General features: G+C 73.1%; 9 protein-coding genes. 4 read left to right on the forward strand and 5 right to left on the reverse strand.

Annotation, left to right across the window (positions count from 1 at the left end; translation table 11 throughout):
* On the forward strand, positions 1-528 hold a 528-nt coding region (locus AC1DUQ_RS15995), incomplete at its 5' end, for an SGNH/GDSL hydrolase family protein (protein WP_477074118.1).
* A gap of 7 nt (positions 529-535) precedes the next feature.
* Here the strand turns inward: AC1DUQ_RS15995 and AC1DUQ_RS16000 are convergent.
* Positions 536-1,627, reverse strand: coding sequence for a PP2C family protein-serine/threonine phosphatase (locus AC1DUQ_RS16000; RefSeq protein WP_477074119.1), 1,092 nt, complete (start codon positions 1,625-1,627; stop codon positions 536-538).
* Between the two features lie 88 nt (positions 1,628-1,715).
* Here AC1DUQ_RS16000 and AC1DUQ_RS16005 point away from each other — a divergent pair, with 88 nt between their 5' ends.
* The gene (locus AC1DUQ_RS16005; RefSeq protein ID WP_477062725.1) at positions 1,716-2,984 is read left to right on the forward strand and encodes a GNAT family N-acetyltransferase; all 1,269 of its coding nucleotides are present in this window, start codon (positions 1,716-1,718) and stop codon (positions 2,982-2,984) included.
* Between the two features lies 1 nt (position 2,985).
* Here AC1DUQ_RS16005 and AC1DUQ_RS16010 read toward each other — a convergent pair whose 3' ends face one another.
* Entirely contained in the window at positions 2,986-3,435 is a 450-nt protein-coding gene (locus AC1DUQ_RS16010) for a ribose-5-phosphate isomerase (RefSeq protein ID WP_477062726.1), read from the reverse strand.
* Positions 3,436-3,525: 90 nt separating this feature from the next.
* Here AC1DUQ_RS16010 and AC1DUQ_RS16015 point away from each other — a divergent pair, with 90 nt between their 5' ends.
* Positions 3,526-5,514 (forward strand): M13 family metallopeptidase, encoded by a 1,989-nt coding sequence (locus AC1DUQ_RS16015; protein ID WP_477074120.1) that lies wholly within the window; start codon positions 3,526-3,528, stop codon positions 5,512-5,514.
* Positions 5,515-5,542: 28 nt separating this feature from the next.
* On the opposite strand, the gene AC1DUQ_RS16020 is transcribed toward AC1DUQ_RS16015, so the two are convergent.
* The 3 genes from AC1DUQ_RS16020 to AC1DUQ_RS16030 are packed head-to-tail and all read right to left on the reverse strand — an operon-like array spanning position 5,543 to position 8,117.
* A complete protein-coding gene (locus AC1DUQ_RS16020) occupies positions 5,543-5,719 on the reverse strand; it encodes a hypothetical protein (protein WP_477074121.1) in 177 nt (58 codons plus the stop codon).
* Entirely contained in the window at positions 5,716-6,516 is an 801-nt protein-coding gene (locus tag AC1DUQ_RS16025; RefSeq protein WP_477074122.1) for a mycothiol-dependent nitroreductase Rv2466c family protein, read from the reverse strand. The genes AC1DUQ_RS16020 and AC1DUQ_RS16025 overlap by 4 nt, the downstream gene beginning before the upstream one ends.
* A 59-nt stretch (positions 6,517-6,575) precedes the next feature.
* Complete coding sequence (locus AC1DUQ_RS16030; protein ID WP_477062730.1) at positions 6,576-8,117, reverse strand: phytoene desaturase family protein; 1,542 nt, start codon at positions 8,115-8,117, stop codon at positions 6,576-6,578.
* Positions 8,118-8,201: 84 nt separating this feature from the next.
* On the opposite strand from AC1DUQ_RS16030, the gene pepN reads away from it, so the two are divergent.
* On the forward strand, positions 8,202-10,538 hold a 2,337-nt coding region (gene pepN, locus AC1DUQ_RS16035; protein ID WP_477074123.1), incomplete at its 3' end, for an aminopeptidase N.

Here is a 10,538-nt window from a genome sequence, read left to right on the forward strand (position 1 = left end):
ACCCCGGTCCCGACGCCGAGCACCACCACCCCGGTCGCGCCCGCGGTGCCGCCCCCGCCGGTCGAGACGGTCGGCGGCGCCTCCGGCTTCGGGGACTCCGTGATGCTGGGCGCGGCGGCGGAGCTCGGCGCCCGGGGCATCGCGGTGGACGCCGAGGTCTCCCGGCAGTTCGCCGTGATGGTCGACCTGGTCCGGGCCGCCGCGGCCGCGGGCACCCTCGGCCACACGGTGATCGTGCACGGCGGGACCAACGGACCGATCGACGAGGCGACCCTGCGGTCGCTGCTGGACCTCACGGCGGACCGGCGGGTGTTCCTGGTGAACGTGCACGTCCCGCGCACGTGGGCCGCGTTCGACAACGAGCTCTTCGCCCGCGTGGCACCCGAGTACCCGAACGTCCGAGTCCTCGACTGGAACACGCTGGCGACGGCCAACCGTGGCTGGCTGTACGGAGACGACATCCACCTGCGACCGGACGGCGGGCGCGCGGGCTACGCCGACTGGCTGGCGCAGTCGATCCAGCCCTGAGCGTCGGTCAGTCGCGGCGGACCAGGACCACGGCGCGGTCGTCGTCATCGCCCGCCCGCACCCCCGCCAGCACCGCCGCCGCCGAGCCGCGACCGGGGCTGAGCACCCGGTCCGCCACCCCCATGAGCCGGTCGATCCCCTGGTCGAGGTCCCCGCCGCGCACCTCGATCACGCCGTCGGTGTAGAGCATGAGCACGTCGCCGCGCTCCAGCCGGCCGGCCCGCGCTTCGCTGCGGATGTCGGGGACGACCCCGAGCGCGGGGCTGCCGACCGTGTCGAGCAGTGCGAGCCGACCCGACCCGGCGTGCAGCTGGACGGCGGGCGGGTGACCCGCCGAGCACACCCAGAAGTCGCCGGTGGTCATGTCGATCGCGACGTGGATCGCCGTCGCGAACCCCTCGTCCCACGCCTGGTCGAGCAGGTACTGGTTGGCGGCTCCGAGGAACTCCTCCCGTGGCATCGCGCCCAGCAGCCCTCCGAACGCGCCGGACAGCTGGAGCGAGCGGACCCCGGCGTCCAGCCCCTTGCCGGACACGTCCACCAGGACGATCTCGAGCGCCGAGCTGCCCGAGCGCGAGCCCGCCACCATGAAGTCGCCGGAGAACCCGTCGGCGTGCGCCGAGCGGAACTCGCTGTCCACGTGCCACCCGGCGGGCAGCGGCGGGACGCGCCCGTGGGCAGCCAGCCGGTCGCGCAGGTCGACCAGCATGAGGTCGCCGGGCGCACCCTGCAGGCCGAGCCGCTCGCGCCCGCGGGCGAACGCGATGCTGGCGATCACGGCGACCGTGACGACCACGAGGACGCCCGGGATCATCGTGGGCGCACCCCACACCCACAGGCCCCAGGTGCAGGCCATCACGACCGCTCCCAGGACCGCGAGCTGGCGCAGCCGGAGCAGGAACACGGMCACGACGATCAGCAGCAGGAAGGCGGACGGCGGGAACCACTCGGGCTGCTTGAGGATGCCGACCACGAGGAGCGCCGCGCAGAGCACCAGCACCGCCACGATGACCACCTGCGAGCGGCCGCTCCAGCGGCGCGCCGCGAGCGAGGCGCGCGAGTAGAGCCCCTGTTCCGGCGCCCGCCGCGTCCCCCGCACCCGGTGAGCGTATCCGCAGGTCATTGCACGGGTCCCGAGACCGGAAATGGGGGTGCTACGCACGCGTCCGGTACCCGACGATGGGGGTATGAGCCCCCTTCCCGCCGGATACCGCCTCGTCGACGTACCCGAGGACCGCAAGGACGAGTTCCTCGAGGTCGACCGCCTGGCCTTCGCCTTCGACTCGAACGCGGAGACCGACGCGATCGTGCCGATCACCTTCGCGTGGGACCGCGCACAGGCCGTGGAGGATCCCGACGGGGGCCTCGCTGCCGTCCACGCGTCCTATGCCCACGACATGCCTGTACCCGGGACGTCGATCGCGTGCTCGGGTCTCACCTGGGTGGGCGCCCGACCCGACCAGCGTCGCCGCGGACTGCTCACCGCGATGATCGACTCGCACTTCGCGCGGTCGCTGGACCGCGGCGAGCCCGTGTCCGCGCTGTTCGCCGCGGAGCACGCGATCTACGGGCGGTACGGGTACGGCTCAGCCGCCGACGACGTCCGCGTCAAGATCGGCCGTGGTGCCGCCCTCCGCGCCGCCCCGGGCTCCGAAGAGCTCACGGTCCGGCTCGCGACCGCCGACGTCGCCGCGCACAGCGCGCTCGTCGACGAGGTGCACCGCGCCGCCGGCGCCGGTCGGCCCGGCTGGATCACCCGCGACACCGACGTGTGGCGCACCCGGGTGCTGGTCGACCCGCCCGCCTGGCGCGAGGGCGCCGAGCCGCTGCGCATCGCGACGGTCCACGACGCCTCCGGGGCTGCGCGCGCCTTCGCGCTGTTCCGGCGCAAGGAGAACTGGGCGGAGGGCGGCCCGGCGGGGATCGTCAAGGTCCGCGAGGCGGTCGCGCTCGACGCGGCCGCGACGCACCGCCTGTGGTCGTTCCTGCTCGACCTCGACCTCACCGCGACGGTCGAGGGGCCGATGCTCCCCCTCGACGACCCGCTGCTGCTGCTGCTGGAGAACCCGCGCGCCGTGGTGCCCAAGGTCAACGACAACCTGTGGGTCCGCCTGCTCGACCTCCCCGTCGCGCTCGCCGGACGTCGGTACGCCGCACCACTCGACGTGGTGCTCGACGTGACCGACACCCGACTGCCCGCCAACGCCGGCCGGTGGCGCCTGACGACGGGTGCCCGACAGGACGACGGCGCGTACCCGGCCGAGGTCACGCGGACCGAGGATCCCGCCGACGTGCGGCTCGACGTGCGGGAGCTCGGGGCCGCCTACCTCGGTGGCCGGTCGCTCGCGGCCCTGGCCCGCGCGGGGCTGGTGGCCGAGGTGACGCCCGGCGCCCTGCAGCCCGCGGCGGCCGCGTTCCTGTCGTCCGTCGCGCCGATGTGCAACTACGTCTGGTGAGCTAGCGGGAGGCCTCGTAGTCCGCGAGGAGGTCGATCCGGCGCTGGTGGCGCGGGTCGTGGCTGAACGGCTCGGCCACGAACGCGTCCACCAGCGCGAGCGCCTCGTCGACGGAGTGCTGACGGGCGCCGATCGCGACGACGTTCGCGTCGTTGTGCTGGCGGCCCAGCTGCGCCGTCGCCAGGTTCCAGGCGAGGGCGGCGCGCACACCGGTGACCTTGTTCGCGGCGATCTGCTCGCCGTTGCCCGAGCCGCCGATAACAACACCCAGGCTGCCCGGCTCGGCGACGACGGCCTCCCCGGCCGCGAAGCAGAACGGGGGGTAGTCGTCGAGGGCGTCGTACGTGTCGGCACCGTGGTCGACGACGTCGTGGCCGGCGGCGAGCAGGTGCTGGACGAGCGCGACCTTGAGCTCGTAACCGGCGTGGTCGGAGGCGACATGGATACGCATGGGCCCATCCTGCCGCACCGTGCGGAGGTCCCGGTCCGCCCTCGGCATAACCGATCTCGCCGGGCCGCAACCCGTCCGTAGGCTGTGCCCATGACGCGCAGTGGCATCGACCTCACCGCCCTCGACCCCGACGTCCGTCCCCAGGACGACCTCTACGCCCACGTAAACGGCCGCTGGCTCGCCAGCCATGAGATCCCCGCCGACCGGGCGATGGACGGCTCGTTCCGCGCCCTGCACGACCGGGCCGAGGAGCAGGTGCGCGACATCATCGCGGACGCCGGCGCCACGGCAGCGGCCGGTGGTGCGGCCGACTCCGTCGAGGCCAAGGTCGGCGCGGTCTACGCGTCCTTCATGGACACCGACGCCGTCGCCGCCGCGGGCACCGCCCCGCTGCGCACGGACCTCGCGCTGGTGGAGGCGGCCACGACGCAGGCCGAGCTGACCGGCGCGCTGGGCGCCCTGCAGCGCACCGGGGCCGGTGGCGCGGTGCAGTTCTACGTCGACAACGACGCGAAGGAGCCGACGAGGTACGCCGTGCACCTGGTGCAGAGCGGTCTGGGCCTGCCCGACGAGGCCTACTACCGCGACGAGCAGTACGCGTCCGTGCTCGCCGCCTACCGCCCGCACGTCGCGCGCATGCTCACTCTCGGTGGCGCGGCTGCCGACGAGGGGCAGGCCGACGAGCTGGCCGGGCGGATCGTGGCCCTCGAGACCAAGCTGGCCGCCGGGCACTGGGACGTGGTCAAGGACCGGGACGCCGACCTGACGTACAACGCCCTGTCCCTCACCGAGCTGGCCGAGCGCGCGCCGGGCTTCGACTGGCACTCGTGGGTGATCGCCCTCGGCGCCCCCGTCGGCGCGTTCGAGCAGCTGGTGGTGCGCGAGCCGTCGTTCGCCGAGGCGTTCGCCACCCTGTGGCAGAGCGAGCCCCTGGAGGACYGGCAGGCGTGGCTCACGTTCCACGTCATCTCCGACCGCGCGCCCTACCTGTCCGACGAGCTGGTCGAGGCCAACTTCGACTTCTACGGCCGCACGCTGACCGGCGCGCAGGAGCTGCGGGACCGGTGGAAGCGCGGGGTGTCGCTGGTGCAGGGCGTGCTCGGCGAGGCCGTCGGCAAGGTCTACGTCGACCGGCACTTCCCGCCCGCGCACAAGGCACGGATGGAGGAGCTCGTCGCCAACCTCGTCGCCGCCTACCGCGAGTCGATCTCGCAGCTGGAGTGGATGGGCGAGGAGACACGCGCCAAGGCGCTGGCCAAGCTGGACGCGTTCACCCCGAAGATCGGCTACCCCGCGACGTGGCGCGACTACTCCTCGCTCGAGGTCGCCCCCGACGACCTGCTGGGCAACGTGCGCCGCGCGTACGCGTTCGAGCAGGACCGGGAGCTGGGCAAGATCGGCAAGCCGATCGACCGCGACGAGTGGTTCATGACCCCGCAGACGGTGAACGCCTACTACAACCCCGGCATGAACGAGATCGTCTTCCCGGCCGCGATCCTGCAGCCGCCGTTCTTCGACGCCGAGGCCGACGACGCGGTGAACTACGGCGGGATCGGCGCCGTGATCGGCCACGAGATCGGCCACGGCTTCGACGACCAGGGGTCGAAGTACGACGGGGACGGGCGCCTCGAGGACTGGTGGACGGCCGACGACCGCGCCGAGTTCGAGACGCGCACGAAGGCCCTGATCGACCAGTACAACGAGTTCTCCCCCGTGCAGCTGGACGGCTCGCACCACGTCAACGGCGAGCTGACGATCGGCGAGAACATCGGCGACCTGGGCGGCCTGTCGATCGCGTTCACGGCGTACCGCATCGCGCTCGGCACCCCGCTGGAGGACGCGCCCGTGATCGACGGGCTGACCGGCGTTCAGCGCGTGCTGCTCGGGTGGGCGCAGGTGTGGCAGTCGAAGGGCCGCGACGAGGAGATGATCCGCCGGCTCGCCACCGACCCGCACTCGCCCAACGAGTTCCGCTGCAACGGCGTGGTGCGCAACGTGGACGAGTTCTACGCGGCCTACGACGTGCAGCCGGGCGACGCGCTGTACCTGGCCCCGGAGGACCGCGTCCGCATCTGGTGATGCTGGGCTGGGTCCGGGCTGCTCGTCGTCAGGCGGGCAGCTCGGACCAGCTGGCTCGGGCCAGCTGGAAGCCGACGCCGGACGCGTCGACGCACTGGACCCCGTCCGTGGCGCTGCGGCAGGTGTAGTCACCGACGCTCGTCGAGGACCCGTACTCCAGCACCGTCACGTCGTCACCGGCGACGGCAGGCGGCGGGCCGCTCACGCAGCTGAACGCCACGCCGTCCGCGTTGAGCACGAGCACGTGACCGGTGACCTCGGTGCAGCCGGCCACGACCGGGGGCGCGTACGTGTAGCTGGCGATGGTGCACGTGACGCCGTCGACGGACATGGTGCACGCGATGTTGCCGGTCGGGGACGCGAACGCGAGCGGCTCGGTGGACGTCGCCGACGAGCTCCCCGACGGCGTGCTCGACGCCGTCGCGCCGGTGGACCCGTCGTCGGAATCAATGCGAGCCCGTCGAACAGGCGACCGGCGGCCTCACCGGTGGGCGCGGGCGTGATGACGGGTCCGAAGAACCCGACCCCGTCGATCGCGACGACGGGGGTGCCGACGTCGTCGCCGACCAGGGTGATCCCCTCACCGTGCGACTCGCGCAGCAGGGCGTCCACGTCCTCGGTCCCGGCGACGTCGGCCAGCTCCGCGGGCAGTCCGACCTCGGCCAGCGACTCGGCGATGATCGCCGACGTGTCGCGGCGTCCGCCCGGGTGGCGACGGGTGCCCATCGCGTCGTAGAGCGGCTTGATGACGGCATCCCCGTGGTCGCGGGCGGCCGCGATGATCACGCGCACCGGACCCCACGAGTCGTCCATGAGCTCGCGGTAGGTGTCCGGGAGCTCGCGCTTCTCGTTGAGCACGGACAGGCTCATCACGTGCCAGCGGACGTCGACGTCGCGGATCGCGCTCACCTCGTCCATCCAGCGTGACGTCATCCACGCCCAGGGGCACGCGGGGTCGAACCAGAAGTCGACGACGGGTCGGGCGGTGGGCGTGCTCGTCACAGGTGTCCTCCGGGGTGGTCGATGCCTCGCGCAACCATAGGGGCGCGCCGCGGTATTCCTCAGACCGTCCCCAGGACCGCCATCGCCGCCGCACGACCGGGGATCCCACTGACGCCGCCACCGCGCCGCGCGCCCGCCCCGGCGAGCAGGACGCGCCGGTCGGCTGTCTCGACGCCCCAGCCGCCCACCTCGTCGGCGCGCTCCGCCCACGGCCACGCCAGGTCGCGGTGGAAGATGTGCCCGCCGGGCAGCCCGACGTCCGCCTCGAGGTCGACCGGGCTGCGCACCTCGAGGCACGGGCGCCCGTCCTCGTCCCGCGCGAGGCAGTCCTCGAGCGGCTCCGCCAGCACGCTGTCGATCGAACGCATCGTGGCCGCGAGCGCAGCGGCGCGCGAGCCCTCGGGGTCCGCGACGAAGAGCCGCGCGGGCATGTGCAGGCCGAAGGCGGTGAGCGTCTGGTGGCCGGTCGCGCGCAGCCCAGGCCCGAGGATCGAGTCGTCCGTGAGCGAGTGGCAGTACGTCTCGACCGGCGGCACGTCGGGGATGCGACCGGCGGCGGCCTGCCGGTAGGCGGCCTCCAGCTCGGTCGCCGACTCGTGGACGTGGAACGTGCCGGCGAACGCGGTGCGCGGGTCGATGCCCGAGCGCAGCCGCGGCAGGCGGGTGAGCAGCATGTTCAGCTTCAGCTGCGCCCCCTCGGGCGCGTCCCCGGCGGCCCGCCCGAGCAGCCGGTCGAGGACCGCGGGTGCACAGGCGGCCAGCACGTGCCGCGCGCCCACGCGGTGCTCGCCGCCGTCGGCGTCCGTCCACACGACCTCCGCGTCCCCGGTCGTCCCCGGGTCGACGGCGACGACCTCGGCCGACGTCACCAGCTCCGCACCGGCCCCCCGCGCCGCAGCCTCGAGCGCCCCCGCGACGGCGCCCATGCCCCCCACCGGCACGTCCCAGTCCCCGGTCCCGCCGCCGATCACGTGATAGAGGAAGCACCGGTTCGGGCGGCCGCCGGTCTCGTGGGCGCGCGCGAACGTGCCGATCAGTGCGTCGGTGAGCACGACCCCGCGGACCAGGTCGGAGGAGAACGTCGCGTCCACCAGCTCGCCGATGGGCCGCTCGACCAGGTCGCGCCAGTCGTCGTCGCCCAGCAGCCGGCGCGCGTCCGCGGCGGAGAGCAGCGGCTCGGTCATCGTCGGGAAGAGCCGCGCGGCGAGCGCGCCGGTGCGTGCGCCGAACGCGCGCCACGCGCCGACGTCGGCCCCGGCCCCCACGTCGGCGAAGGAGGCCGCGGTGGCGGCGTCGTCGGCCGTGTCCACGAGCAGCCCCCGGCCGTCCTCCGGCGTGTACGAGGAGATCCGGCGGCGGCGGAGCTCGACGCGGAGCCCGAGCTCGTCGCGGACCTGTCGGGGCAGGAGCGAGACGAGATAGGAGTAGCGCGACACGTTCGCGTCCACCCCGGGGAACGCCCGCGCCGAGAGCGTCGCGCCGCCCACGTGGTCGGCGCGTTCGAGCAGCAGGACCGTCCGCCCCGCGCGAGCCAGATAGGCGGCGGCGGTCAGGCCGTTGTGGCCCCCGCCGACGATGACGGCGTCGTAGGTCGCGTGCACGCCACGACCCTAGGCCGCACGCCTCTGCGTGCGATGATCGACCCGGCCAAGAGCCCCACCGATCGACTCCCGAGGAGTACCTGCGTGCCTGGAGAGAACCTCACCCGTGCCGAGGCGCGCGAGCGCGCCTCCGTCGTCGCCGCCGAGTCGTACGAGGTCGAGCTAGACCTCACGACGAGCCCGACGACGTTCGCCTCCCGGACCCGGGTGCGGTTCACCGCCACGCCGGGCGCGAGCACCTTCATCGACCTCATCGCGCCGACCGTGCACGAGGTCACCCTCAACGGCCGCTCGTTGGACGTCGCCGACGTGGTCGACGACTCGCGGATCCGGCTGGACGACCTCGCGGCGAGCAACGAGCTGCTCGTCGTCGCCGACGCCGCGTACATGAACACCGGCGAGGGCCTGCACCGCTTCGTCGACCCCGTGGACGACGAGGTCTACCTGTACTCGCAGTTCGAGGTCGCCGACTCCCGGCGGGTGTTCGCCGTGTTCGAGCAGCCCGACCTCAAGGCCACGTTCACGTTCACCGTGACCGCGCCCGCGCACTGGACCGTCGTGTCCAACTACCCGCAGGTCGGCATGCCCGAGGTCGTCGAGGACGGCGTGAACCGCAACGGCGGCGTCGACAAGGGCACCGCGACCTGGACGTTCGAGACCACCCCGCGGATCTCGTCGTACATCACCGCGGTCATCGCCGGCCCGTACCACGCGGAGCACCGCGAGCTCACGAGCCAGGACGGCCGCACCATCCCCCTGGGCGTCTACTGCCGCGGCTCGCTGGCGGAGCACCTGGACACCGACAACATCGTCGACCTCACGCGTGCGGGCTTCGACTTCTACGAGCGGGCGTTCGGTGTCGCGTACCCGTTCGCCAAGTACGACCAGCTCTTCGTCCCGGAGTTCAACGCCGGCGCGATGGAGAACGCGGGAGCGGTCACGTTCCTCGAGTCCTACGTGTTCCGGTCCAAGGTGCCCGACGCCACCATCGAGCGCCGCGCGGTGACGATCCTGCACGAGCTCGCCCACATGTGGTTCGGCGACCTGGTGACCATGCGCTGGTGGGACGACCTGTGGCTGAACGAGTCGTTCGCCGAGTACATGTCGACGCTCGCGACCGCCGAGGCCACCCGCTGGACGAGCGCCTGGACCACGTTCTCGTCGCTGGAGAAGAACTGGGCCTACCGGCAGGACCAGCTGCCGTCCACGCACCCGATCGTGGCGGACATGCGCGACCTGGAGGACGTCGAGGTCAACTTCGACGGGATCACCTACGCCAAGGGCGCGAGCGTGCTCAAGCAGCTGGTGTCGTGGGTGGGCCAGGACGAGTTCTTCGCCGGTGTGCGCGCGTACTTCGCCAAGCACGCGTGGGGCAACACCGAGCTGCGCGACTTCCTCACCGAGCTGGAGACCACCAGCGGCCGCGACCTGTCCGCCTGGTCGGGCCTGTGGCTGGAGAAGGCCGGCGTCACCCTGCTGCGCCCGTCGCTCGAGGTCGACGACGCCGGCGTCATCACGTCCTTCGCGGTCCTGCAGGAGGTGCCGGCGGAGCACCCCGTGCAGCGTCCGCACCGCCTGGCCGTCGGCGGCTACGACCTCGACCCGACGACCGGCCGCCTGGTCCGGACCGTCCACGTCGAGCTCGACATCGACGGCCCCCGCACCGAGGTGCCGGAGCTCGTCGGCGTGCAGCGCCCGACGCTCCTGCTCGTCAACGACGGGGACCTCGCGTACGCCAAGGTCCGGCTCGACGAGCAGTCGCTGGCCGCGTCGATCGAGCACCTGGGCAAGTTCGACGACTCGCTGCCCCGCACGCTCGTGTGGACCGCCGCCTGGGACGCCACGCGCGACGGGGAGACCCCGGCGCGGGACTTCGTCGACCTGGTGCTGAACAACATCGCGCACGAGACCGACTCCTCCGTGGTGCTCGTCCTCCTGCGCCAGCTGTCCACCGCGCTCGACCTGTACGTGGCACCGGAGCACCGGTCCGCCACGGAGATCGCCGCAGCCGACCGCCTGCTCGCCCTCGCGCGCGCAGCCGAGGCCGGCTCCGACACGCAGCTGCAGCTGGTCAAGTCCTTCGCAGGCCGCGCGGCGACGACCGAGCAGCTGGACGCCGTCCGCGACCTGCTGGACGGTCACGCCACGCTCGAGGGGCTGTCCATCGACACGGACCTGCGCTGGGAGCTGCTCACCTCGCTGGTGACCGGCGGGCGTGCCGGAGACGCCGACATCGCCGCGCAGCTGGCGGACGACGCCACGGCCACGGGCCAGCGGGCGGCAGCGGCCGCGCGTGCAGCCGTCCCGACCGCCGACGCCAAGGCCGCAGCCTGGGCCTCCGTGGTGGACCAGGACGGGCTGCCGAACGCGATCCAGGCCGCGACGATCGCCGGCTTCGGGCGCGTGCACGACCGGTCGCTG

The organism is Cellulomonas sp. P4_B5_2 (genome assembly GCF_056402235.1).